The sequence below is a fragment of the Synechocystis sp. FACHB-383 genome, assembly GCF_014698605.1.
GTDB classification, from domain to species: Bacteria; Cyanobacteriota; Cyanobacteriia; order Cyanobacteriales; family Microcystaceae; genus Synechocystis; species Synechocystis salina.
Window position 1 is genome coordinate 57,722 of the sequence record NZ_JACJTJ010000040.1, and the last position, 24,934, is coordinate 82,655.

Below are 24,934 nucleotides of genomic sequence, written 5' to 3' on the forward strand. Positions count from 1 at the left end.
CCGCATTCCAAGGTTAGTTAGGAGCGAAAGGAATATTTTCTGTATCTATATTTACAAAATCATAGGGATAATAATTTGATTAGCCAAGCAAAATTAACAAATCTTGACACAGATGATAAGCTTTGTTGATGAATCGCCCCCGGTGCAGGGCAAACCCAATGGCCATATACTTGGGTTGGCGCCAAAGAACATTTTTTGCCAATGATCACTGAATTAACAGACCTCAAAAGAAACCTAGAGTTAATCTCCTCCCGCCTGGGGCAAACCCAGGACTATCTTTGACCTGCCGGGTTTGAAAGCAAAAGTTCACGATTTGGAGCAGTGTGCCGCCCAGCCAGATTTTTGGGACGATACTGACCAAGCCCAACAGGTTCTCCAGACCTTGAACGACACTAAATCCCAGTTGCACCAATGGCATACATGGCAACAGCAATGGCAGGATAGCCAAGCCATTGTGGAGCTTTTGGAACTAGAGGACGATGGGGCTCTGTTAACGGAAGCAGAAACCACCCTGGAGCAACTGCAAAAAGAATTAGACCGCTGGGAACTGCAACAATTGTTATCTGGACCCTACGACGCTAAAGGAGCCACGTTAACTATCAATGCTGGAGCTGGAGGCACCGATGCCCAAGACTGGGCGGAAATGTTACTGCGGATGTACACCCGTTGGAGTGAAAAACAGGGTTACAAAGTCCATTTAGCAGAAATTTCCGAAGGGGATGAGGCGGGCTTGAAATCCGTCACGTTAGAAATTGAAGGACGCTACGCCTATGGTTACCTAAAATCCGAAAAGGGTACCCATCGACTGGTACGAATTTCTCCTTTTAACGCTAACGGTAAACGTCAAACTAGTTTTGCTGGGGTGGAAGTGATGCCATTGCTAGGGGAAGAGGCGATTAATTTGGATATTCCCGATAAAGACCTAGATATTTCCACCTCTAGGGCTGGGGGTAAGGGAGGGCAAAATGTGAACAAAGTAGAAACTGCTGTGCGGATTGTTCACCTACCCACGGGCTTAGCTGTGCGCTGTACCCAGGAACGTTCCCAGTTGCAAAACAAAGAAAAAGCCCTGGCCATCCTCAAAGCCAAGCTATTGATTGTGCTGGAAGAGCAACGCGCCCAGGCGATCGCCGAAATTCGGGGAGATATGGTGGAAGCGGCCTGGGGCACCCAAATTCGTAACTATGTTTTTCACCCTTACCAGTTGGTCAAGGATTTACGCACCAACCTAGAAACCACCGATGTGAGTGGCGTGATGGACGGGGAATTGTCCGATTTTATTGAGGCTTACCTAAGGCATAGCACCCGCTTGGATAGCTAAAATTATCATCAATCCCAATAGCAACTGCCAGAGGAAAACCGTGCGAGAATACCATAAACCTTGGCTGATTTTGCCTATGGTTAAAGGCTGAACTGCATCCCCTAATAAAGGTTTGCTTTTCAACACCCCTTGGTAATAGTTATCGCCCCCCAGTTGCACTCCTAAAATGGCCGCATAAATGGCTTCGCTCCAACCGGAATTGGGACTGGGATCAAGGGGGCCGTCTCGACGGGCCATGGCCAAGATCTGCCTCGGTTTTTTCGACAGTAATGCCAGCATTAATACGGTGAGGCGACAGGGTAACCAAGTTAAGTAATCTTCTAGCCGCGCACTAAACCAACCTAAATCCGTATAAGGTTCCCGTTTATAGCCCACCATGGAATCCAAAGTACTGGCTGCTTTATAGGCGATCGCCAAAGGCCAGGGGCCAATAAAAGGCATGGCTAGTCCTAGTAGGGCATAAAAAAGGGGCGCTGTGACCCCATCCACCGTATTTTCTGCCACACTTTCCACGGTGGCCCGTAAAATCTCCGTCTCCGATAAATTATCTGTATCCCTGCCCACGAATAGGGCTAATTTCTGTTGAGCAGTGGACAAATCCCCCATTTTTAAAGGTTCGATCACTGACCGAGCAGCCTGGGCTAAACTATGACCGGCAAAACAACTAGCAACACCCACTATTTGTATAAATATTGCTAAAACAGGGGAAATTTTTTCAGCTAAGTGAACGATTAACCAGGCTAGAAAGCCACTGCCAATAATTATTTTTAATCCTAAAAAAATCCCCCATAAACGCCTAGCAGTTTTGCCTGTAACTTTTTTGATAATTAACTGACTAGCAAAATTAATTGCCCAGCCAATCAATTGCACTGGATGCAGCCAAGACTTAGGATCTCCCAGGAGAAAATCTAACCAGGCAGATCCTCCTAGAATAACCAAAGCATTGAGGGGAAAAAGATTTAGCTCTTCCACCATCATTATTGACTTTTGCAAACTAAATTTGGCTGGTCATCTAAGAGAGCTTGATAAACACCGACCAAAAGGGGTTTAACATTATTATTGTGATCATCGACGGCGCTATTAAATAAAGCAGAAACGATTACTTCATTACAAGGAAAATAGAGATAAAAAGAGCGATGGCCAAGGGTTTCCCCCTGGTAAAACCAATACTGACCCCAATCTTCGTGGTAACCCTGGACAACTCCTAAACCAAATCCCGTGGGTTCTGCCGCTGTTGTGCCCATAATCGGTTCACCGCTGGCAAGGGAAACTAATTGGGTTAACTTTTCTTTTTGCTGTGGGGTAAGTAATTGATCTTCGATAAATACAGCCCTGACCCAATCGATAATATCCTGTGTATTGGCCACCAGACCCCCGGCGGCTCCAGCCCAGGAAAGATTGCTACTATCGAATGGTCTGCCTGTTAACTCAGGGTTAGTGTAGGGGTTAAAATTATTACCTTCCACCATGCGGGCTAAAATTCCTGGGGGATAGCTGGGAATGGGATAAAAAGTATTATCTAGCTCCAACGATTGCAAAAGTTTTTCATCAATTAGATCGGCATAACTTTGACCATAAACCTTTTCTAAAATGAGGCCACCCAAAGTATAAGCGGTGTTAGTGTAGGCGTAACCAGTATTTAAGGGAGGAGAGGGTAAATTAGCCCGAGGATATACCAAATCTACTAATTCCTCATCTTGCCAAATGCGCTCTGGACTCTGCACAAAACCATAGTTAAGAGTCGGGCTATCACTGTAGTTGGGTAACCCAGAAGTCATATTCAATAACTGGGTAATTGTTACGCCACTCCAGCGGTCATATTCTGGTAGATAGGTAGCAAAATTGTTGGACAAGGAAACTTTTCCTTCCGCTTCTGCTTGGAGGAGGAGAACAGCGGTAAAAGATTTGGTTATACTGCCAATTTGGAAAAGACTGTTGGCATCAATGGCGGGGCTGTTGGGACTATGGCTTTTATTGCCCACCACGTAGGTTTTAGTTTCTCCATCCCCTACCTTAGTAGACAACTGAATAGCACTGAAAAATTCATCCTGTTTATAGGTTTGATAATGTTCATCCAGGATATTTTGTACCTTTTCATCTAAGGCTTCTGCCCAGGCATTACCGGCGGGTAAACCCAAAAAAAATGCTAACGCACCGACCACAAATACGGATTTTTTCATAGTCTTTCTTGAATTTTATTGGGGTTTATTGCTGGGGAAGTTCATACTGCTCAACAATTTTTTGGGCGAAGGGGGGCACATGGTCGGCCAACTTTTCCGGATGATTCCGTTTAACGTAAAGATAGTTGCGGGTGAAGTGGGAATCAATGGAAAAGCGAGCATACTCTAACCCGGTGGGGCCAATTTTATCAATTACCAAACCCATTATTTTGGCCACCCACATGGGCAATGTTACCGCCTTATCATAGGCCGTAATGCCCTGTTGCACTGCCTGATGGCGATCGCCGCTGGAGTCCACCTGGCCGACGTTTAACTGGTCCTGCACTAGGTCTAGCATTTCCTGCCCCGTTTCATTGCGCACCACCAACCATTGCCAACCAAAGGGAGCGCCCATATAGCCGACCACAAGATCCGCTAAGCCGTTAACGTAATCAAAACAACTCATGCAGGAAGGGGCAAACACCTCCTTTAATTGATTAGTTTTTAAGCCAAAGAAGGGCACCAATTCCGTCGAACCATCCTCATGCTTGAAATGCACCCGAAAATCCTGCATAAACTCGTAATACACCACCGTATCGGGGGATTTGCTGGTGGTTTCCAAGAATTTCTGTAGCCCCGCCCGGGAAACATTATCCACACAGGGGGTGCCCAACACATAGAGCTTTTCTAAGCCCAGTTGTTTTTCCACTGCCCGTAGAGCTTGGATTTGGCAACCCACCCCGATCACTAATAAACGCTTTAAACCAGACTTTTCCACTTCCTCCAACACCGATAAATTGGGGGAAAGGGTAGGTTTATTCACCTTTGCCGCTAGCACTTCTGCCGGAGTCCTCGCAATCACCACCTGGGGCTGAAAGCGATCCTCTGGGGTATTTTGCACACAGACCACCCCTTCCACCAGGCCTTTGTTCAACATCTCACAGCCAATGGTGCTAACAATGCCAGTCCATTGGGCTCCGGGAATGGGCTCTTGTTTACGGGCCGTGAGCATTTTTTCATGCACCCCGAAGTAAACCTCGTCTTCTTTGCTTAAATCCCGATGGCGGCCGTGGGTCTGCTCCTCCAGGTGGTCAAATTGTTGATTAATGAAAGCACAAGCTTCTTTGACGTAGTGGATATAGTAGGTGTCGCAAAGACCGCAATCACTACAGAGTTCCTTGGCGGGACGGGGACTACCGGGTTTGAGACCTTTGGCTTTCTGGTGGGGGGCAGGAACGGTCATGGAAAAGTTGGAAATTTGCAAAAAGTTTTAGCATTGTCACTGTTTTCCACGGTAGCGCAAAACTTGGGGCCCACCCATTGGCAATGGGAATAGTTGGCCATAGTTCTCACAGGAGTTTTTTTAGGCCGAAAGGAACTTAAGAGTTTAGGACTTTATCGGCAAAATCTTCTAACTCACCAGTCCAGTTAGGGGAGAACTGGCATTGGCTTGATTTTTGATCGGCATTCGGCCCGACAAATAGGCTAGTCTTCCCGCCTGGGTAGCCATGCCCATGGCCTGGGCCATTGCCACTGGATTGACCGCCATGGCGATCGCACTGTTGATCAACACCGCATCGGCTCCCATTTCCATGGCCTGGGCCGCTTCACTGGGGGTGCCAATGCCCGCATCTACCACCACGGGAACTTTGGCGTTTTCAATGATGATGGCAATGTTGGCGGCGTTACGGATACCCTGTCCGGAACCAATGGGGGAACCGAGGGGCATCACAGTGGCACAGCCCACTTCCTCCAGACGTTTAGCTAACAGGGGATCAGCGTTAATGTAAGGCAACACAGCAAAACCTTCTTTAACCAACTGTTCCGCCGCTTCTAGGGTACCAATGGGGTCTGGTAAGAGGTATTGAGTGTCGGGAATAACTTCCAGTTTAATGAAATTATTATCTTCTTGCCCCAACAGTTTGGCCATTTCTCGCCCCAACCGGGCGACCCGAATGGCTTCCTCCGCAGTCTGACAACCGGCGGTGTTGGGCAACATCCAGATAGTGGACCAGTCAATGGCTTCCGCTAGCCCTTCGTGACCTGGGGCATTGGTTTGTACACGGCGCACCGCCACTGTCACAATTTGGCAACCACTGCTGGCGACACTGTCCTGCATAGTGGTCAAAGAAGGATATTTGCCAGTGCCGGTCATGAGACGGGAGTGGAATTTACGGCCGGCAATTTCTAAAAGGTCTTCACTGTCCGCCAAATTTTCGGCAGCATGGGGCAAAGAATGGTTGGCAACGGAGGGAAACACAGCAGTCATAGGGCGGCAGGGCAGTACGGGGGGATTGAAGGGGGAAAAACGTTGAGGGCTAAAAGCTTTGATGAGGGGGGGAAAGTTCCGGTCGAGGATTAAATCGCTGATCAGGGTGGCGGTGATGGGAGCTAGCAAAATACCATTGCGGTAATGCCCGATCGCCAAAACGAGATTATCACAGGGGCCATAGCCCAAGAAAGGTAGTTCATCGGGGGTGCCGGGGCGAAATCCCCACCAAAAATCCTCAATGGCCCAATCGGCCAGGGCCGGGAAAAGTCTGATAGCCCGACTTAATAGGGTCTGAATACCCTGGGGTGTATTATGGGGCTCCCAGTCCACCCGTTCAGAGGTGGCCCCCACAATTAAACGTCCGTCCCGCCGGGGCACCAGGTAGGTTTGGGGACCAAAAAGCACCCGTTGCAGAGGATAGGGTTGATGGTTTCCCGCTGGCATTCGCAGGGCCATCATTTGACCTTTAACAGGAAAGACCGGCAGGGGTAGCAATTCCTTGGCCCAGGAGCCATTGGCCAACACATAGGTATCTGCCTGAAAAGACCCCTGATCTGTCAATAATTCTGTTACTTGGCCATGGCGCTGGGCGATCGCCTGGACGGTGACCCCTTCCTGGATGCGGACCCCGAGGGATTGGGCGGCTTGCCGCAGGGCGCTGATCAGTTTGCGATTATCTACTTGACCGTCATCGGGATGCCACCAACCACCAACTACATCTTCCCCCAGTCCCGGTTGATAGTGGCGGATGGTTTCCCCGTCTAACCAGGGACTACTGCTGATACTGGGAGCATCGCCGTGGGGCACTTCAAATACGGGGGAGAGAATGCCACAGGGGTTATAGCCCGTTTCCATCCCCGTTAATTGTGCCAACTTTTCCACCCATTCTCCATAACGCCAACGGGAAGCTAAACACAATTCCAGCATGGGGCCTGGGGCAATTTGTTCTGCGTGGGGGGCCAACATCCCCGCCGCCGCGTGGCTAGCCGCCTGGGCAAAGTCTCGACTCAGCACCGTGACCTGTAACTGTCTCTGTTTTAATTTCAGTTCAACGGCGATCGCCAAACCGATGATGCCACCGCCAATAATGAGAACGTCACTGGTTGTTTGCATAACCTTAAAAAATCAACCCCTGAATGCTTGAACGCCATGGGCAAATCGGTGGGGGAAGTACCTAATTTCAGGTTAGCGGATTATCGAAAGCTGGGGGCTTTTTTCCCCTTGGCCTTGGCAACCCGACGGCGATCGCCAATGTAGGATAGGGGAGTACTGACCAGAGCTGAGCATTCCCCTGCGCCATGGCCATCAAACGTTCCGGCAACCAAAATTCTTCCCCCAACGTTAAATCCGATCTGCTTTCTCCGGAAGTGACGGCCCAGGAACGAAATGCTAACCCTAATTTTGAGCCCCCAGAGGCATCCCTACGGCCCCAAACCCTGAACGATTACATCGGTCAACGGGATCTTAAGGAAGTGTTACGCATTGCTATTCAAGCGGCCCAAGGTCGGCAAGAGGCGGTCGACCATCTACTGCTATACGGCCCACCGGGGTTGGGCAAAACCACCCTAGCTCTGATTTTGGCGGAGGAAATGCAGGTAAGGTGCAAAATTACTGCGGCTCCAGCCCTGGAACGACCCCGGGACATCACAGGGATATTATTGGCATTGCAACCGGGAGATATTTTATTTATCGACGAAATTCACCGTTTAAACCGCTTAACGGAGGAATTACTCTACCCCGCCATGGAAGATTTTCGTTTAGACATCACCATGGGCAAAGGGCAAAGTGCCAAAGTCCGTAGTTTAAATTTGGCCCGGTTTACCCTGGTGGGGGCCACCACCAAAGTTGGTTCTTTAACTTCGCCGTTGCGAGATCGGTTTGGCTTGATTCAAAGATTGAGATTTTACGAGCTAGATGAGTTGCAACAAATTATTCTCCGCACCGCCGGTTTGTTAGCTGTACCCATTTCTCCGGCCGGGGCCCAGGCGATCGCCCTGCGGGCCAGGGGAACTCCCCGCATCGCCAATCGCTTACTGAAAAGGGTGCGGGATTATGCCCAGGTAAAGCAACAACCGGAAATCACCCCCACCTTAGCTTCAGAGGCGCTAGATTTGTACCAAGTGGATAAACGGGGTTTGGATTGGACTGACCGCCTGGTTTTGCAAACTTTAATTGAACAATTCCAGGGCGGCCCTACCGGCCTAGAGGCGATCGCTGCTGCCACGGGGGAAGATGCCAAAACCATTGAGGAAGTCTATGAACCTTATCTGCTCCAAATTGGTTACCTGGCCCGCACTAGCCGAGGCCGCATTGCCACCGCCGCTGCCTACGAACACCTAGGGTTAACGCCCCCTAATCCCCTGCTGCCGTGGTAAAAAAGTTTAGTCGCAATCAAAAAAATCGTTTATTTTATGTTTGATCCAACGGCAATTATTGAGCAACAAACCAACGGTATCAACTACGACATCACCACAGAAGACTTGATCGCTAAGCTGCAACAATGGGATGGGCAATATGGCATTGAAATTACTGAAGTTGCTTTTGACAGTTTGATTGTCCACTTTAAGAAATTACCGGCGGATTTGGCGGCGCTGGCCAGGGAAATCTATGAATTTTGCCCCGATGTTATTGACCAGGGATTTGGCTGTATTGACGATGCTTTCCCGATGATGATGTCTGCAGGCCAGGAGCTTCCCCCGGAAACCCGAGTACTATTGGCGGGGGTGGACTGGAATGATCCAGATTTTGCCTTGACCATATTGCAAAATTCCCTGCGCCAAGACCAGGCAGTTTTCCTCTGGTGGGATTAGAGTTAATGCCCCATTTTCTCCTTTCTGATAACACCGATACAGAATGTTACAATGGGTTCTCGAACCACCGTCTCCGTTATTGATCAGCATTGACAAAACGGCGATCGCCCGGCCTCCAAAATTCTCCCCTCGACTTCCCCTCGGTTACCTACCCCAAGTCCCATGTTAAAAGCCCTCTTCGGTGATCCTAATACTCGTAAACTGAAAAAATTTCAGCCCTACGTGGCGGAGGTCAACCTCTATGAAGAGGACATTGAAAACCTGTCCGACGACGAGTTGAAGCATAAGACTGTCGAGTTCCGGGAGGCGTTGGACAAAGCCCGCAGCGATGCGGAAACAGAAGAAATTTTAGATGAAATTTTGCCGGAGGCCTTTGCTGTTGTTAGGGAAGCGGGGAAACGGGTACTGGGCATGCGTCACTTTGACGTGCAACTGTTGGGGGGGATCATTCTCCACAAAGGGCAAATTGCGGAAATGAAAACCGGGGAAGGGAAAACCCTGGTGGCCACCTTGCCTTCCTATTTGAATGGTTTAACGGGGAAAGGGGTCCATGTGGTGACGGTGAACGACTACCTAGCCCGGCGGGACGCGGAATGGATGGGACAAATCCATCGCTTTTTGGGCTTAACGGTGGGTTTGGTGCAATCCGGTATGAACCCGGAGGAAAGGAAAAAGAATTACGGTTGTGACATTACCTACACCACCAACAGTGAATTGGGGTTTGATTACCTGCGGGACAATATGTCCACGTCCATGATTGAAGTGGTACAGCGCCCCTTTAACTTTTGCATTATTGACGAAGTCGACTCGATTTTAATTGATGAAGCCCGTACTCCCTTAATTATTTCTGGCCAAGTGGAACGGCCGACGGAGAAGTATCTGCAGGCCTCGGAAATTGCCGCTCAGTTACTTCCGGAAGAACATTACGAAGTGGACGAAAAACAACGTAATGTCTTGATGAATGACGAAGGTTTTGAAAAGGCAGAACAGCTATTAAAAACAAACGACCTATTTGATAAAAACGATCCCTGGGCCCACTATATTTTCAACGCTATCAAAGCAAAGGAATTATTCCTTAAGGATGTGAACTACATTGTCCGTAACGGGGAAGTGGTGATTGTGGATGAGTTCACCGGCCGGATTATGGTGGGTCGCCGTTGGAGTGATGGCCTACACCAGGCGATCGAAGCGAAGGAACGGGTGGAAATCCAAAAGGAAAGCCAGACGTTGGCTACCATTACTTACCAAAACTTCTTTCTGCTTTACCCTAAACTTTCTGGCATGACGGGGACAGCTAAAACGGAAGAAACGGAATTGGAAAAGGTTTATAACCTCCAGGTGACCATTACCCCCACAAATCGCCCTTCTAGTCGTCAGGATTGGTCTGATGTGGTCTATAAAAACGAGGAGGCAAAATGGAAAGCGGTGGCCCTGGAGTGCGAAGAATTACATGAACAGGGTCGCCCCATCCTGGTGGGGACTACCAGTGTGGAAAAGTCGGAGGTTATTTCCCGGCTGTTACAGGCCAGCGGCATTCACCACAACCTGCTCAATGCTCGCCCAGAGAATGTGGAACGGGAATCGGAAATTGTCGCCCAAGCAGGAAGAAAGGGGGCGGTGACCATTGCCACCAACATGGCTGGTCGAGGTACAGATATTATTCTGGGGGGTAATGCGGATTACATGGCTCGCCTGAAAGTGCGGGAATATTTGATGCCTAAAATTGTCCGCCCCGAAGATGATGAGTTGGGGGCTGGAGTAACAGGTTGGGTGAGCGGTCGAGAAAAACCCCAGGGCTTTGGTAACCAAAATGGCAAGAAAAAAGCCAAAACCTGGCAGGTTTCTCCAGATATTTATCCCACTACTATTAGCCAAGAAACAGAAGATCTGCTCAAAAAAGCGGTGAAGTTTGCGGTGGACCAGTACGGTCTGCAAAGTCTAACAGAACTGGAAGCAGAAGACAAATTGGCGATCGCCTCGGAGAAGGGGCCCACCGATGATCTGGTCATTCTCAAACTGCGGGAAGTTTACAACCAAATTCGCCGGGAGTATGAGGTACTGACTTCGGCGGAACATAAAGAGGTGGTTGAGCTGGGGGGATTACACGTTATTGGTACAGAGCGCCACGAATCCCGTCGAGTAGATAACCAACTGCGGGGCCGGGCTGGTCGCCAAGGGGACCCCGGATCCACTCGCTTTTTCCTGAGCTTGGAAGATAACCTCTTGCGCATTTTTGGCGGCGATCGAGTGGCGGGGCTGATGAACATGTTCCGGGTGGAAGAGGATATGCCCATTGAATCGAAAATGCTCACCGGTTCTCTGGAGGGGGCCCAGAAAAAGGTGGAAACCTATTACTACGACATCCGTAAGCAGGTGTTTGAGTATGACGAAGTGATGAATAACCAGAGGAAGGCCATCTATGCAGAGCGGCGACGGGTATTGGAGGGACTAGACCTGAAGGAACAGGTATTGGTCTATGCCGAAAAAACCATGGATGAAATCGTCGATGCCTACGTTAATCCGGAATTACCACCGGAGGAATGGGACGTGGAAAATATGCTCGATAAGGCTAAGCAATTTGTCTATCTGCTCGAGGACTTAACGGTGGAAGACTTGGGAGATATGACCGTGTGGGAAATGAAAACCTTTTTCCATGAAGAAGTCCGCAAAGCCTATGATCTCAAGGAGAACCAGGTGGACAAAGTGCGTCCCGGTTTAATGCGGGAAGCGGAGCGATATTTCATCCTGCAACAGATTGATAATCTTTGGCGGGAACACCTCCAGTCCATGGAGGCCCTGCGAGAGTCCATTGGTTTGAGGGGTTATGGACAAAAGGATCCCCTAATTGAATATAAACAGGAGGGTTATGAAATGTTCCTGGAAATGATGATTGATATCCGCCGTAACGTGGTTTATTCTCTCTTCCAGTTCCAACCCCAGCAACAACCCCAAGCCGTTTAACCCCAATGCTTGCTCAGTTTTTTCGGGGAGAGGGGAACTAGACAAACGCTATTTCCCCGATTTGATTGGGTACGTAGATAGTTATCGGCTCCGTCAGACCTTTGCCTGAAATTCGCTGAGCATTGATTCCAGTGCGTTGCTTGGGTTTAAGCACCAGTCTTCCCCCCGCAAATAGCCCACATTACCCCCTGGGCAAACCGCTCTCAGGGGTAGACCGTTTTCATCCAGATGGCGATAAATTTTTTCCACGCTGGCTTGCTGGCGGGGCCAATGGAACGTTTTTGTCTGCCGTAGTGCTCTCAAGTGCCCCTCTCCATTCGGCAGTAAATGACGGCCAGTGAATAGAATGCCGCCGTTTTCTCCCCAGTAATAGCAACTCGTACCGGGGGAATAGCCGGGAGTCCAGATGGCTGTGAGAGATGGGGCGATCGCCAATTTTTCCCGAAATCGACAAACTTTTACCCCTGGCAGTAGGTAAGCTTCCTGTTCCTGCACCACCACCTGACAGCCCAACTTCTCCTGAATTGTTTTGACTTTGGGACCATGGCCATCCCGATGGGTAAGGCATAGCCAGCGTACCGGGCCCTGTTGTTCCAACCACTCTTCAATGTCTTGATGCCAAGCCGGACAATCGATCAACACATTACCTTCCCCCGTGGTTAATAAATAGGCAGTGCCCCCTAGGGTGTCCCGGTTGGGAGCAAAACGGTACAGATTGGGCAGAATTTGACGGGGTAATTTGGCGATCGCCATGGAAAAATAGGTTACGTGTAGGGAATAATGACGGAAGAATTTAGGGGCTAGAGCAAAATCTTGCCAACAGATTAGGGGTACTGTTTAAGTTCAAGCCCAACTACTTTAATTGCTCAAGTTGTTTTTCCCTCATTTCACTGGGCTTTTTGATTTTTGGTTTAGGGGCCGCCCCTAATAATTTTTGATTAATTTGTTCCCTGGTGTTTTTGCTGTAGCTAGCCCAAGGATCGGGCAAGAACATATCACCGATGCTAATAAACGCCAGACCAGCAATCACCGCCGGAATGGCAAGAGAGCGCAAAATTTTGAATAGACTCGCCATAACGCTATGCCTCCACCATCAAACATTGATTGGACTATCTGTGTCTCCATTGTAGGGTAGGGCACCAGGGCGAAAGCTACAAAACCGACTCCAAGGCTGTCTAGTGTCTGCGGGCTTGGTTTAAACTGGATCAACATAGGGCCAACTCCTTAGTCCCCCTTATGCGGACTTCTGTACAGACCCCCATTCGTTAACCCCCAGCGATTTTGAGAGGATAAGTAAGACATGGGATTATTTGACCGTCTAGGCCGCGTCGTCCGGGCTAACCTCAACGACCTCGTCAGTAAAGCTGAAGATCCAGAAAAAGTGCTGGAACAGGCCGTAATTGATATGCAAGAAGACCTGGTGCAACTCCGCCAGGCCGTTGCTCGCACGATCGCCGAGGAAAAACGAACCGAGCAACGTCTTAATCAGGACACCCAGGAAGCAAAAAAATGGGAAGACCGGGCAAAATTAGCCCTGACTAATGGGGAAGAGAATCTGGCCAGGGAAGCTCTGGCCCGCAAGAAAAGTCTGACGGATACGGCGGCGGCATACCAAACCCAGCTGGCTCAACAAAAGACCATGTCGGAAAATTTGCGGCGCAATTTGGCGGCCCTAGAAGCAAAAATTTCCGAAGCAAAAACCAAGAAAAATATGCTACAAGCCAGGGCTAAGGCGGCCAAGGCCAATGCTGAACTACAGCAAACCCTGGGAGGTATAGGTACCAGCAGTGCCACCGGTGCCTTTGAACGAATGGAAAACAAGGTATTGGATATGGAAGCCACCTCCCAAGCCGCGGGAGAGTTGGCCGGCTTCGGCATCGAAAATCAATTTGCCCAGTTAGAAGCTAGCAGTGGGGTAGAAGATGAGTTGGCGGCCCTGAAAGCTTCCATGTCAGGTGGTGCATTACCTGGAACTTCCGCCGCTACGCCCCAACTTGAAGCATCCCCGGTTGATTCTTCTGTGCCGGCCAATAATGCAGGCCAAGATGATGCGGTGATTGACCAGGAATTGGACGATCTACGGCGTCGATTAAACGATCTGTAGGTCAGGCATTGGGCCCATTCCCACCTCCGTGTCATTACAGTTTGAGCAAAGGAAAACTTAACTGGGCGAAAACCTCATTGGTAAATCGTCCAGTTTCTTCCATTTCAATCCCCAGCAAAATAGTGGTCGATTGACGCCCAAAGGCGATCGCCTTTGAGATGCTTCCCTACAATTCCTAGGGAGATTAACTGAAATTGATTAGGCTTTACTGGTCAATACAAGTTGGCGACAAAAGCAAAAAATCCCCACAAAGTTGACATTGGGGGGAATTGCAAGATTGATAATCAAAATTTAAAGCAGCAACTCTAGTTACTGCGGTTAGACAGGCCAGAGCTAATCCCCATAAGTTATAAAAATGCGGATTAGCTCAAACAATTCTGCTGGCCATATTCAGAAAACTACCAGCTAGATTTGGTCACACCGGGGAGAAGGCCTTGGTGGGCCCATTCCCGCAGCACATTGCGGCAGAGGCCAAAATCCCGGTAGTAAGAACGGGGACGACCTGTGACTTTACAACGGTTGCGACGACGATTGGGGGCGCTATTGCGGGGTAAATCCTGCAATTTTTGGTGGACAGCTAATTTGTCTTCTAGGGTTTCAGCTTGACGGAATTCTTCTTTGAGCGCTTCCCGTTTAGCAGCATACTTTGCTACCAAGCGGCTACGACGCTTATCCCGCTCGATCATGGATTTTTTTGCCATCGGGGTTTAACTTTATTTCTTTAGTCTAAAATTGAGCAGTCCCCATTGTATCACACAGCTTGGGGACAAAAAGAGCGAAAAAGGTTGATGAAATTAGACGAACACGGAGGGATTCGAACCCCCGACCCTCAGGACCGGAACCTGATGCTCTATCCACTGAGCTACGTGTCCACAATAAATAACTTGCTGATCTCCTCCCCTTAGGGAAATAAACCAGACCAGCTATCAGCGTAACATTTCCTGCACCGATTCGGAAGCTAACTGGGCCCCATTTTCCAACAACCAGGCTTGTTGACTGGCGGTGAGCCCTGGATTGTCGCCAAAATGCAAGTTTTCTACCCTTGCCCCGCTGAAATTGACGTTTTGGAGAGTAGCTCCCCGTAAATCCGCTCTCCTTAGGTCTGTGCCGATTAAATTTGCCACGGCTAAACTACTCTTGCGGAAGTCCCCCTGATGAAGGTTTGCTCCTTCCAGGTAGGCTCCACTCAGGTCTGCCCCTCGAAAGTTAGTGCGGCGGAGATCGGCATTGCTCAGGTCGCTATCTGTAAGAATGGCTCCCCGGAAATTGCTGTCCATCAGTAGACTGTTACTAAGGTCAATGCCGTTGAGGTTAGCCCCCACGAATTTGCCGCCGGCCAAGTCCCGTTGCGGGTCCAAACCGACCAATTTTGCCAGAGCAAGGCAGTCCAAATGGGAAGAATCAATTACTGATTGCAGGCGATCGCCAAGGTTACTGGTGTTTGCTTCGGTTAGGGTTTGATTATTTTCGATATCGTACAGAGGTTGCCAGGTAATTTGAGGATCAGCATCAGCTGACTTGGCCAAGAGCCATTGACCCCAACAAAGGGCCGGACCTAGGTAAGTTTCCGCCAAAAATTTCGCCAATAGGCGATCGGCAATGGCCAACTGATTCGGACTCAAATCCGGTGGCCAAAGACCTTGGGTTTCGGCGATCGCCACTTGCTGAGCATTCGCTTTGACTGCCGCTTGCAGTCGGCCCCATGGTTCAGTTAGGGCAATTTCAGTATTGACGGTTTGGGGAGCAACACTCTCCGAGGTAAAAATTATCTCCTCAGAATTGAAGAAGTTTTGCCCATGGTCGATGGTTGCACCTTCGGTCTGGACCGTTAAACCGACGCCCCGCAGCCAAAAACGTAGTTTCCCTCCCAACAGTGATAACCATTGGCCATTGGGTTGGGGAGTTAAAGTCAAAGCCAGATGTCCCTTCTCCCCCTGGGGATGCCAATGGAAATCCGCCCCTAAGGCCATCGCCGTAGCATGGGGGTTGGAAATTTCGCGGGGGGAAAAGGTCGCCATAGTCACAGAAATCAGCTTTTTTCTCAAGTCTAGGTTAATCGGGGCAAAAAGTCCCCTGGACGGACGCTAGGGCAAACACTGAACGGCTTAATCTTTAACCAAACCTTTACTAAGGCTTAACCTGCAACCACACTAGGCAACCTTAATATAAAAAAATGTTGATGGATGCCCTAACGCCACCGTCAACGGCTAATCAAAATCGACCACCCTGGGGGCGGAGAAGTAAGAATGCTTGATTTACGTCGATTGAGCCGGGGCATTGTCCCTGTGGCTTTGCTCTTGCTGGGAATTTCTGCCTGTACACCATCCCAGACGAGCCAACCGATCGCCATTGATGGTTCTAGTACGGTTTATCCCATTACTGAGGCGATCGCCAAAGAGTACTCTGCAGGGCAGAATGCAGTGGCAATAACAGTGGAATTTTCCGGTACGGGGGGCGGTTTTAGGTCTTTTTGCGAAGGGAAAACAGACATCACTAACGCTTCTCGTCCCATTAATAGGGAAGAGATGAAATTATGTAATGACAATCAAGTGAGGTATGTGGAATTGCCCATTGCTTTCGATGCCATCACCGTAGTTAGTAATCCGAAAAATGATTGGCTCAAAAGTTTGACCGTCGAAGAACTGAAGCGCATTTGGGAACCCGCCGCCGAGAAGACTCTGACCCGCTGGAACCAGGTCCGGCCTGAATTTCCTGACCAGCCCATTAATCTTTATTCCCCTGGTGAGGATTCTGGTACCTTTGACTACTTCACCGAGGCGATCGTCGGTCAAGCTGGAACTAGTCGTCTTGATAGCTTAAAAAGTGAAGACGATGAAATTTTGGTGCAGGGCGTTGTCCAAGACCTTTATTCCCTAGGCTACTTTGGTTTTGCCTACTACGAAGCCCACACCAATGAGTTGAAGGCGATCGCAGTGGATGCGGGCAAAGGCCCGATTCTGCCCTCCCGGGAAACGGTGGAAAAATCTGAGTATCAGCCCCTATCCCGTCCCCTATTTATTTACGTCAACGCGACCAAAGCCCAGGAAAATCCTGCCCTGCGAGAATTTGTGGATTTTTATCTGGCCAATGCCCCTGCCACCGCTACCAAGGTTGGTTACATTCCCTTGCCGGAGGAAGCCTATAACCTAGGCAAAATTAGCTTCAACAAAGGAGAAGTAGGCACAGTCTTTGATGGCAAAAGTGTAATGGATCTCACAATTGGGGAGTTGTTGAAGAAACAAGCCTCCTTTGAGTGATAAGCAAGTGACGGGACTATCAGGGGGCAAGTATGAGGAATTCCAAACAAAAAATCCGAATTCTATAGACCTTAACCTTGCCTTTACCATGGTCTGGCTTAATGACTGTATCATGAGCAACTGTTTAGCCAGATTATACAAATCCGCGTCGAGAACACATCAATGACTACTTTCAAGCAAATTAAAAAGTTGTCCAAGCATTTAGTGCCCACAGCTTCTGTCCTGGCACTGACTGTTGGTCTGGCGGCCTGTGGTGGCGGTGGTGGTGGTGACACAGCCCAAACCAGTGGTGGCGAGTCTACTGCCGCCGATGCTTTTGCCAATAAAGTTTCCTTGACCGGTGCCGGTGCTAGTTTTCCCGCTCCCCTCTACCAAGGTTGGTTTGTGGCCCTGAACCAGGCCGTCCCCAATCTGGAGGTCAACTATCAATCCGTGGGTAGTGGCGCCGGGGTAGAGCAGTTTATGACTAAAACCGTGGATTTTGGTGCCAGTGACGTGGCCATGGATGATGAAGAAATCGCCAAGATCAATGGTGAAGTGATTATGTTACCCATGACCGCCGGTAGTATTGTGATGGCTTACAATCTACCTGGAGTTGAAGGGCTGAAGTTATCCCAAGAAAACCTCGCGGCCATTATGTTAGGCAATATCACCACCTGGAATGACCCCAAACTGGTGGCCGATAACCCCGATGTAACCTTGCCCGATCGCCCGATTACGGTGGTGCATCGTTCCGATGGTAGCGGTACAACGGCGGTTTTCACCATGAACTTGGCCGCCATGAGCCCCGAATTTAAAGAGACCATCGGCGAAGGTAAAACCGTAGAGTGGCCCACCAGTAAAGGTAAGTTCATTGGTGGTAAAGGCAATGAAGGGGTGACCGCTGCCATTCAGCAAAATGAAGGAGCCATTGGCTACATTGAGTATGGCTATGCCAGCAACAATAACCTGACCATGGCTAGCTTGCAGAACAAGGATGGACAGTTTGTGGTGCCCACCGATGCGAATGCTTCGGCGACCTTAGCGGCGGTGGAATTACCAGAAAACCTGCGGGAATTTATCACTAACCCCGCTGGGGCTGAGTCCTATCCCATTGTGACCTACAGTTGGATGTTGCTTTATCCCCAGTACGCTGATGCGGAAAAGGCCAAGGGCATAGAGGCAATGGTGGAGTTTGGCTTGAATGAAGGTCAAACCATGGCCCCTGCTTTGGGCTATGTACCCCTGCCCCAAAATGTACGGGAAAAAGTGGCCGCCGCCGCCGATAAAATTTCCCCGGATTACACCATTACCCTCAAGTAATTTGATCTCAAATGCTGGGTGGGGAGGCGATCGCCATTGTTAATGCTGATCTTCCTTCCCATTTGCCTTTCCCATTTCCCCATTTTTCCATGACCACCGCGCCCTATTCCCGGACCAAGCCCCTGGCTTCCCGCTCCAATCTTGAGAAGAATTTGGAGAAGGCATTTAAGTATCTCACTTTAGCCTTTGCCGTTAGCATTGGTCTCATTTTGGTGGCGATCGCCTTACTAATTTTTTCCCAATCGTTGCCAGCGGTTAAAACTTTCGGCCTCGGCTTTGTCACCAATAACACTTGGAACCCGGTCACCAGCCAGTATGGAATCCTTGCCATTATGGTGGGTACTTTGGTCAACTCCAGCTTGGCTTTACTGCTGGCCATTCCCCTCGGCATAGGGACAGCACTGTTTTTAAGTGAGGATTTTATTCCCGCAAAGATCCGCACTGTTCTGACATTTATGGTGGAGTTGCTAGCGGCCATTCCCAGTGTGGTCTATGGGTTATGGGGCATTTTCGTCATTATCCCCCTGATTAAGCCGGTGGGAATGTGGTTGAACGAATATTTTGGTTGGATTCCTTTATTTAGCACCAAGCCCGCTGGTCCCGGTATGTTACCCGCTAGTATTGTGCTGGCCATTATGATTTTGCCTATTATTACGGCGATCGCCAGGGATTCTTTGGCTTCATTGCCACCGGAATTGCGACAGGCTTCCCTGGGACTGGGGGCCACCCGTTGGGAAACTATTTTTCGGGTGCTAATCCCGGCGGCGTTCTCCGGCATTGTGGGGGGTATCATGTTGGCCCTAGGGCGGGCCATGGGGGAGACCATGGCGGTGACCATGATCATTGGTAACTCCAATCGCCTCAGTTGGTCGTTGTTGAACCCGGCGAATACCATTGCTTCCTTGTTGGCCAACCAGTTTGCCGAGGCTTCAGGCATGCAGGTTTCTGCGTTGATGTATGCGGGTTTTGTACTTATTGTTCTGACTTTCATTGTCAATGTTTTGGCCGAACTGATTGTTAACAAGGTTAAGGCCAAGTATTAGTTTTACCTGAAATTATTTTTGCTTAGTATTCCGTTTTGATTATTCCCTTCGGCCCTGGCCGCCCAAATCCATGACCGCCGTTAATCTCAAAAAGAAAAAGTCTGACCTGAGAACCCTCTTTGGTAACTCCATGACCGCCATATCGGGGGCTTGTCTATTGGCCACCGTTATTCCCCTGTTCGCGGTGTTGATTTTTGTCGCTATCCAGGGTTTCCGTAGCATCAACTTAAACCTCTTTGTGAAACTGCCGCCGGCCCCTGGTTTAAGCGGTGGCGGGGTGGGCAATGCCATCATCGGGACCTTCATAGTGGTGGCGATCGCCACGGTAATTTCCGTGCCCATTGGGGTGTTGAGTGCTGTCTACCTTTCGGAATTCAGTGGTGATAACCAAATTGCCAGGGCGGTGCGTTTTGCCACTAACCTGTTGAGCGGTATTCCCTCCATTATTGCGGGGGTATTTGCCTACGGTGCTCTGGTAGCTTCCGGTTTATTTGGTTTTTCCGCTATTGCCGGGGGAGTAGCCCTAGCGGTGTTGATGTTACCCACCATTATCCGTACCACGGACGAGGCGTTGCAAATTGTGCCCCAGGAAATTCGTTGGGCGGCCCTAGGGGTGGGAGCCTACCGCTATCAAACGGTTTTGTTTGTGGTTTTGCCTGCGGCCCTCTCCTCCATCATTACCGGGGTAACGTTGGCGATCGCCAGGGCGGCCGGAGAAACAGCGCCGTTAATTTTCACTGCCCTATATTCAAATTTCTGGCCCCGGGGACTGAAAGAACCCATCGCTACCCTCGCTGTATTGGTTTATAACTTTGCCTCAGTGCCCTACAAATCTCAGCAGGAGCTGGCCTGGGCGGCTTCATTATTACTGGTATTTTTGGTGCTGATTACCAACATCACAGCGCGGTTCTTTACTCGGAAGAAGGCTTATTAGACACTGATTAAATTAGGAATCCACCATGAATGAATCCCCGGCACAACCAGTAACTGAAATTATCCCCGTCTTTACTGCCCAGAATCTCGACATTTATTACGGTAGCCACCGGGCGGTGCGGAATGTTTCTATGACCATTCCCAAAAATAAAATTACTGCTTTCATTGGCCCCTCTGGATGCGGTAAAAGTACCATTCTGCGTTGCTTTAATCGTCTCAATGACCTGATTGAAAGTTTCCGTTTAGAGGGCAAGGTTTGCTACCACAACCAAGACCTCTATGCCCCTGACATTGACGTCACGGCGGTGCGCAAGAACATTGGCATGGTGTTCCAAAAGCCCAACCCTTTTCCCAAAACTATTTTTGACAACGTGGTTTATGGCGCTAGGGTGAATGGCTACAAAGGCAATTTAGAACAATTGGCCGAAGACTCCCTCCGGCGGGCGGCCCTCTGGGATGAGGTGAAGGATAAATTAAAAGCTAGTGGCTTTTCCCTTTCCGGTGGACAACAACAGCGACTCTGCATTGCCCGGGCGATCGCCATGCAACCGGAAGTGCTGCTAATGGATGAACCCTGTTCTGCCCTCGACCCCATTTCCACCCTAAAAGTGGAAGAGTTGATGAATGAGCTGAAGCAGAACTACACCATCATCATCGTTACCCACAACATGCAACAGGCCACCAGGGTGGCGGACTATACTGCTTTTTACAATGCTGAAGCCACGGAAAAAGGTAACAAAGTGGGCTACCTAGTGGAATTTGACCAAACGGGGAAAGTATTTGGCGATCCCCAAGAGCAGGAGACCAAGGATTATGTTAGTGGTCGCTTTGGTTAAATTGTTTGCTCCCCTTTATTGGTAGATTTTACCTCCATCGCAAGTTGGGCGCTTCACTCAGTCAAACTTTAAAAGCTTGGGGCTCTAGAACTGCCCAAACCTCTCCATTATTAGCAACCAATTATTTTTAAATCTTAAAGAGGACATTAGTTATGGTAGTTTCCAATGGCGTGGCCACCAAGGGGGTGCTAGAAGCCCAAGGTGTTAACGTTTACTATGGCTCCCACCTGGCAGTCAAAAACTGTAATATTGCCATTCCCGAAAGGCGAGTAGTGGCCTTCATTGGCCCCTCCGGTTGCGGCAAGAGCACCATGCTCCGTTGTTTCAACCGCATGAATGACCTAGTGGCGATCGCCAGGGTGGAGGGGCACATTACTTACCATGGTGCGGATATTTATGCCCCCACAGTGGACCCGGTGGGTTTGCGTTGTTCCATTGGCATGGTGTTCCAAAAGGCCAATCCTTTTCCCAAATCCATTTACGAAAACATTGCTTGGGGAGCAAGGCTCAACAATTTTCAAGGGGACATGGACGAACTGGTGGAAACTTCCCTGCGACGGGCGGCCCTCTGGGACGAGGTGAAGGATAAATTAAAGGCCAGTGGCTTTTCCCTTTCTGGTGGGCAACAACAACGCCTCTGCATTGCCCGGGCGATCGCCGTTCAGCCGGAAGTAATTTTAATGGATGAACCCTGTTCTGCCCTCGACCCCATTTCCACACTGAAAATAGAAGGCTTAATGCACGAGCTAAAAGAGCAATTCACCATTGTGATTGTGACCCACAATATGCAACAGGCTTCCCGAGTTTCGGACTATACTGCCTTTTTCAATGTGGAATCAGTGGACAGGGGTGCTAAGGTCGGCAGCCTAGTGGAGTATGGCCCCACGGAAGAAATTTTTCAAAATCCGATGCAGGAGTCCACACGGGATTATGTCAGTGGTCGTTTCGGTTAATTAAATCTAGTTGGTGAAATTCTGAAATTAAATTAAATCCAAAAGCCGGGTCAGACGTGTATAGAAAGTGAACCTTACATTGAGGAACTTTCTGTGCAAACTGCCCCATCCTTTTTAACTTCTACTTTGGCGATCGCCTTCCTTGGTGGTGCCCTTGGTATGGCTTCGGTGAGCCTTTCCTCTCCCCAGGTCAGCGTTGCCCAAATGATGCAGACCCAGGCCCCCAAACCCCTAGCTCCTTCCCTCCAAGGCAAACCAGTGGTGGTGGATATCTATGCCACTTGGTGCCCCGGTTGTCAGACCATTGCCCCTACCCTTAGCCAATTGAAGAAGCAGTACCAGGGAAAAGTGAATTTTGTGGTACTGGATGTCTCGGACAAAAACACGACAAAAATGGCCGAAACCAAAGCCAAGCAGTTGGGGCTCACGACTTTCTTTGATGCCAATAAGACCCAAACCGCCACCGTCGCCATCATCGATCCCGCCACCGGCATGGTTATTCAACAATTTCGTAAAAATGCCAATGCCTCGGACTACACCAAGGTAATTGATGGGGCAATCTCCAGAATGGCAAAAAAATAGTCGATGCCGAGGGCGTTAATCTTTAAATGCCCTCCTTTCTTTTGGTGTAACTTTACCCGTTTTCCGACCTAGGATCACTTAAGCTCTAGCAACTTTAGGAGCTTCGCAAAAATATTTCCTCTCCACCGGGGGCGAAGTTGGTTTGGCCGGCCTCTGCTTTGCTCCTTGATAACCAAATTCTGGAATCGCCATGTTAAACCGTGCCCGTCGTTACTTTTCCCCCACGGCCCCCTGGACGTTTTGTCTGATTTTATTTCTTGGGGCCCTGTCCTTAGTTGTGCTCATCCATCAATGGGGGCCCCTGACAGCAGGGTTGGATCATTTCATTGCCGCCGTTGAAAATCATTACCAGCAATGGTTTGACCAGCAAAATACTAGTAATCCCCTGATATTGTTACCCCTGGCTTTTTTCGGGGGACTGCTAGCTAGTTTTTCCCCCTGTATTTTGGCTTTGTTGCCAGTGAATCTGAGCTATATTGGCACTCTCCAAGTCACTTCCCGCCGCCAAGCCCTGGTCAAAGCTAGTTTATTTGTCTTGGGTACGGTGATTGTGCTCAGCTTATTTGGCTTAGTTTCCGCCTTTGCCAGCGCCGTTATTGTGGATTTCAAGGGTTACGTCCATTTGGCGATCGGGACCATTATTCTGGCCATGGGATTAAGTTTTGCTGGGCTAATCCACTTACCCTTACCCCGGACCCAAATTAGTTTGCCCGTGGCCGGGCCCCTAGGGGTGGGCATGACCTTTGCTTTGGTGAGTTCTCCCTGTGCCAGTCCGGTATTATTTGCCGTGTTGGCCGCTGCTTCTGCCACCGGTTCCCAGAGCCTAAGTGTGGTGACCATGGTTTTCTATGCTCTGGGTTACACCGCCGTTATTTTCCTAGCTAGCTTGTTCACTGGTCTGATCAAACAGAGCCGGACTTTATTAAAACACTCCTACTGGGTTACGGGACTTGGTAGTGCATTCCTGATGTTGGCGGGGGGATATTATCTGCTCACGGGACTGGGTTGGTTTTTCTAATATGCAAGTTGTGGTGCAGGATGACGGAGAAATTATGGCGGCGGCGCAACGGGGAGATTCCTTGGCCCTCGGAATTCTCTATAACCGCTACGGTGCAGTGGTTTATCGTTTAGCTCTGCGGATACTGCAACGCTCCCAGGATGCGGAGGATTTAACCCAGGAAATTTTCCTTGGCTTAGAAACCACTACTCCCTATAACCCCCAACGAGGAAATCTACTCAATTTTTTGCTGACCCTCACCCGTTCCCGGGCCCTGAACCGAATTCGCCAAGGTCAGAGTCGGGGGCGGCTTTTAAAAGCTTGTCAACACAACCATTTAACGAATGTTCCCAATTTACCCATGGAAAACGCTGCTTTGTCTGAGATGTCCCAACGGGTAGCGTCCGCTTTGGAGACCTTGCCCCCTAACCAACGGCAGGTGTTGGAGCTGGCTTACTATGAAGGGCTGAGTCAGTCAGAAATTACCCAAAAATTGGCCATTCCCCTCGGTACGGTTAAAAGTCGTTCTCGTCAGGGGTTATTAAAGCTGAAAAATTTATTACAGGATCTTGTGGAGTGAACCGATGGAATCCCTAAACCCGATCGCCGTGCAGGAATTATTGGCGGGCTATGTGCTAGAAGATTTAACCCCAGCGGAGCAGGCCCAGGTGGAAGAAATGTTAAGTCAAAATCCGGCTTTAGTACAAGAAGTTGAGCAACTGCGGGCCACCCTCAACCTTTTGCCCTTGGGACTATCTTCCGCCGACGTCCCCCCTCCCCTATTACTTTCCCCATCTCCGGTTAATCAGTTTTCTCCATCAGTAATTAAATCCACCCCCAAGTTTCCCTGGGGAAAAATTGCTTTGGGCGGTTTACTAGCCACGGCGATCGCCGGTTTAAGCTGGCAAAATTATCGACTACATCAACAGCTAGCCACCATTGAGCAAACCAATCAGACATTGCAACAGGTGCTTGATTCCCAGGGGGACCAACAACAAACCCAACAATTATCGACCTATCGCCAGGTTGTCAACTTTCTCCAGGAACCGAACCAAAACTTTTTGACCCTGCGGGCCACCCAGGCCACATCCCAGGCCACAGGCAGTTTAATTGTGGGGGCGGAGAGTGCTTCTGCCCTACTAGTGCTGAAGGATGTCCCCCCGACTACGGATGGCAAATTTTATCAACTTTGGGCTGTGATCGATGGCAAAAAAGTACCATGTCGTTCCTTTCTACCCAATGCCCAAGGGGAAGTTTTGCTAGAGATTCCTTTTGAAAAATGGTTTTCCGCCTCGGAAGTGATGGTCACCGAGGAAAAAAAAGGCTCTCTCCGTCAACCCCGGGGGGAAATGGTGATCCAGGGCCAGCAAATGCCTTTCCAATCTTGAAGTGAGGGCATTTGGC

At 49.6% G+C, this 24,934-nt stretch carries 24 protein-coding genes, 1 tRNA gene and 1 pseudogene; 15 read left to right on the forward strand and 11 right to left on the reverse strand.

Annotation, left to right across the window (positions count from 1 at the left end):
- Nucleotides 1-201: 201 nt before the first annotated feature.
- Nucleotides 202-1,321 (forward strand): peptide chain release factor 2 gene (gene prfB, locus H6G45_RS11295; RefSeq protein WP_190598537.1). Its coding sequence is split into 2 segments (ribosomal slippage): nt 202-279 and nt 281-1,321, totalling 1,119 coding nucleotides; the frame shifts between segments, so codons are not numbered across the junction.
- On the opposite strand, the gene cbiB is transcribed toward prfB, so the two are convergent.
- From cbiB to H6G45_RS19855, 6 genes and pseudogenes are all read right to left on the reverse strand, one after another.
- The gene (gene cbiB / locus H6G45_RS11300) at nt 1,292-2,299 is read right to left on the reverse strand and encodes an adenosylcobinamide-phosphate synthase CbiB (protein WP_190598629.1); all 1,008 of its coding nucleotides are present in this window, start codon (nt 2,297-2,299) and stop codon (nt 1,292-1,294) included. The two genes, prfB and cbiB, sit on opposite strands and share 30 nt — an antisense overlap.
- The gene (locus H6G45_RS11305; protein ID WP_190598538.1) at nt 2,299-3,501 is read right to left on the reverse strand and encodes a serine hydrolase domain-containing protein; all 1,203 of its coding nucleotides are present in this window, start codon (nt 3,499-3,501) and stop codon (nt 2,299-2,301) included. Before H6G45_RS11305 ends, cbiB begins: the two co-directional genes overlap by 1 nt.
- 25 nt (nt 3,502-3,526) lie before the next feature.
- Nucleotides 3,527-4,723 carry a Coenzyme F420 hydrogenase/dehydrogenase, beta subunit C-terminal domain gene (locus H6G45_RS11310; protein WP_190598539.1) on the reverse strand — a complete coding sequence of 399 codons (1,197 nt, stop codon included), beginning with the start codon at nt 4,721-4,723 and terminating at the stop codon, nt 3,527-3,529.
- 168 nt (nt 4,724-4,891) lie between these two features.
- Nucleotides 4,892-5,713 carry a thiazole synthase gene (locus H6G45_RS19560; protein ID WP_347338263.1) on the reverse strand — a complete coding sequence of 274 codons (822 nt, stop codon included), beginning with the start codon at nt 5,711-5,713 and terminating at the stop codon, nt 4,892-4,894.
- Between the two features lie 126 nt (nt 5,714-5,839).
- Nucleotides 5,840-6,865: pseudogene (thiO, locus tag H6G45_RS19565) on the reverse strand (glycine oxidase ThiO); the annotation flags it as partial.
- A gap of 80 nt (nt 6,866-6,945) precedes the next feature.
- Entirely contained in the window at nt 6,946-7,077 is a 132-nt protein-coding gene (locus tag H6G45_RS19855; protein ID WP_277922720.1) for a hypothetical protein, read from the reverse strand.
- Between H6G45_RS19855 and ruvB the strand changes: the two genes are divergently transcribed.
- The 3 genes from ruvB to secA all read left to right on the forward strand — a co-directional run bounded on the left by ruvB (nt 7,051) and on the right by secA (nt 11,523).
- Entirely contained in the window at nt 7,051-8,127 is a 1,077-nt protein-coding gene (ruvB, locus tag H6G45_RS11320) for a Holliday junction branch migration DNA helicase RuvB (RefSeq protein WP_190598541.1), read from the forward strand. The two genes, H6G45_RS19855 and ruvB, sit on opposite strands and share 27 nt — an antisense overlap.
- Nucleotides 8,128-8,163: 36 nt before the next feature.
- A complete protein-coding gene (locus H6G45_RS11325; RefSeq protein ID WP_190598542.1) occupies nt 8,164-8,562 on the forward strand; it encodes a DUF4253 domain-containing protein in 399 nt (132 codons plus the stop codon).
- Between the two features lie 162 nt (nt 8,563-8,724).
- A complete protein-coding gene (secA, locus tag H6G45_RS11330; protein ID WP_190598543.1) occupies nt 8,725-11,523 on the forward strand; it encodes a preprotein translocase subunit SecA in 2,799 nt (932 codons plus the stop codon).
- 93 nt (nt 11,524-11,616) lie between these two features.
- Here secA and H6G45_RS11335 read toward each other — a convergent pair whose 3' ends face one another.
- Together H6G45_RS11335 and H6G45_RS11340 are read right to left on the reverse strand one after the other, a co-directional pair.
- Nucleotides 11,617-12,276, reverse strand: a complete 660-nt coding sequence (locus H6G45_RS11335; protein WP_190598544.1) for an MBL fold metallo-hydrolase — start codon at nt 12,274-12,276, stop codon at nt 11,617-11,619.
- A 100-nt stretch (nt 12,277-12,376) separates the two neighbouring features.
- Nucleotides 12,377-12,598, reverse strand: a complete 222-nt coding sequence (locus tag H6G45_RS11340) for a hypothetical protein (protein ID WP_190598545.1) — start codon at nt 12,596-12,598, stop codon at nt 12,377-12,379.
- A gap of 225 nt (nt 12,599-12,823) precedes the next feature.
- Between H6G45_RS11340 and H6G45_RS11345 the strand changes: the two genes are divergently transcribed.
- On the forward strand, nt 12,824-13,627 hold the full coding sequence (locus H6G45_RS11345; protein ID WP_190598546.1) for a PspA/IM30 family protein: 804 nt from the start codon (nt 12,824-12,826) through the stop codon (nt 13,625-13,627).
- Nucleotides 13,628-14,025: 398 nt separating this feature from the next.
- On the opposite strand, the gene rpsN is transcribed toward H6G45_RS11345, so the two are convergent.
- The 3 genes from rpsN to H6G45_RS11360 form a co-directional block, all read right to left on the reverse strand.
- Nucleotides 14,026-14,328, reverse strand: coding sequence for a 30S ribosomal protein S14 (gene rpsN / locus H6G45_RS11350; protein ID WP_190598547.1), 303 nt, complete (start codon nt 14,326-14,328; stop codon nt 14,026-14,028).
- Between the two features lie 98 nt (nt 14,329-14,426).
- Nucleotides 14,427-14,499 (reverse strand) — tRNA-Arg (locus H6G45_RS11355).
- A gap of 54 nt (nt 14,500-14,553) precedes the next feature.
- Nucleotides 14,554-15,645: a pentapeptide repeat-containing protein gene (locus H6G45_RS11360; protein WP_242018143.1), complete on the reverse strand. Its 1,092-nt coding sequence runs from the start codon at nt 15,643-15,645 to the stop codon at nt 14,554-14,556.
- A gap of 228 nt (nt 15,646-15,873) precedes the next feature.
- Here H6G45_RS11360 and H6G45_RS11365 point away from each other — a divergent pair, with 228 nt between their 5' ends.
- From H6G45_RS11365 to H6G45_RS11410, 10 genes are all read left to right on the forward strand, one after another.
- Nucleotides 15,874-16,884, forward strand: coding sequence for a PstS family phosphate ABC transporter substrate-binding protein (locus H6G45_RS11365; RefSeq protein WP_190598548.1), 1,011 nt, complete (start codon nt 15,874-15,876; stop codon nt 16,882-16,884).
- Nucleotides 16,885-17,046: 162 nt separating this feature from the next.
- The gene (gene pstS, locus H6G45_RS11370) at nt 17,047-18,186 is read left to right on the forward strand and encodes a phosphate ABC transporter substrate-binding protein PstS (RefSeq protein ID WP_190598549.1); all 1,140 of its coding nucleotides are present in this window, start codon (nt 17,047-17,049) and stop codon (nt 18,184-18,186) included.
- Between the two features lie 89 nt (nt 18,187-18,275).
- A complete protein-coding gene (gene pstC, locus H6G45_RS11375; RefSeq protein ID WP_190598550.1) occupies nt 18,276-19,229 on the forward strand; it encodes a phosphate ABC transporter permease subunit PstC in 954 nt (317 codons plus the stop codon).
- A 70-nt stretch (nt 19,230-19,299) separates the two neighbouring features.
- Nucleotides 19,300-20,163: a phosphate ABC transporter permease PstA gene (gene pstA, locus H6G45_RS11380; protein ID WP_190598551.1), complete on the forward strand. Its 864-nt coding sequence runs from the start codon at nt 19,300-19,302 to the stop codon at nt 20,161-20,163.
- 25 nt (nt 20,164-20,188) lie between these two features.
- Nucleotides 20,189-20,998: a phosphate ABC transporter ATP-binding protein PstB gene (pstB, locus tag H6G45_RS11385; RefSeq protein WP_190598552.1), complete on the forward strand. Its 810-nt coding sequence runs from the start codon at nt 20,189-20,191 to the stop codon at nt 20,996-20,998.
- Between the two features lie 152 nt (nt 20,999-21,150).
- Nucleotides 21,151-21,951, forward strand: a complete 801-nt coding sequence (gene pstB, locus H6G45_RS11390; RefSeq protein ID WP_190598553.1) for a phosphate ABC transporter ATP-binding protein PstB — start codon at nt 21,151-21,153, stop codon at nt 21,949-21,951.
- Nucleotides 21,952-22,044: 93 nt separating this feature from the next.
- Nucleotides 22,045-22,533, forward strand: a complete 489-nt coding sequence (locus tag H6G45_RS11395; protein ID WP_190598554.1) for a thioredoxin family protein — start codon at nt 22,045-22,047, stop codon at nt 22,531-22,533.
- A 190-nt stretch (nt 22,534-22,723) separates the two neighbouring features.
- On the forward strand, nt 22,724-23,551 hold the full coding sequence (locus H6G45_RS11400; protein WP_190598555.1) for a cytochrome c biogenesis protein CcdA: 828 nt from the start codon (nt 22,724-22,726) through the stop codon (nt 23,549-23,551).
- 1 nt (nt 23,552) lies between these two features.
- A complete protein-coding gene (locus H6G45_RS11405) occupies nt 23,553-24,110 on the forward strand; it encodes a sigma-70 family RNA polymerase sigma factor (RefSeq protein WP_190598556.1) in 558 nt (185 codons plus the stop codon).
- Nucleotides 24,111-24,114: 4 nt separating this feature from the next.
- Nucleotides 24,115-24,918 carry an anti-sigma factor gene (locus H6G45_RS11410; protein WP_190598557.1) on the forward strand — a complete coding sequence of 268 codons (804 nt, stop codon included), beginning with the start codon at nt 24,115-24,117 and terminating at the stop codon, nt 24,916-24,918.
- Nucleotides 24,919-24,934 lie beyond the last annotated feature (16 nt).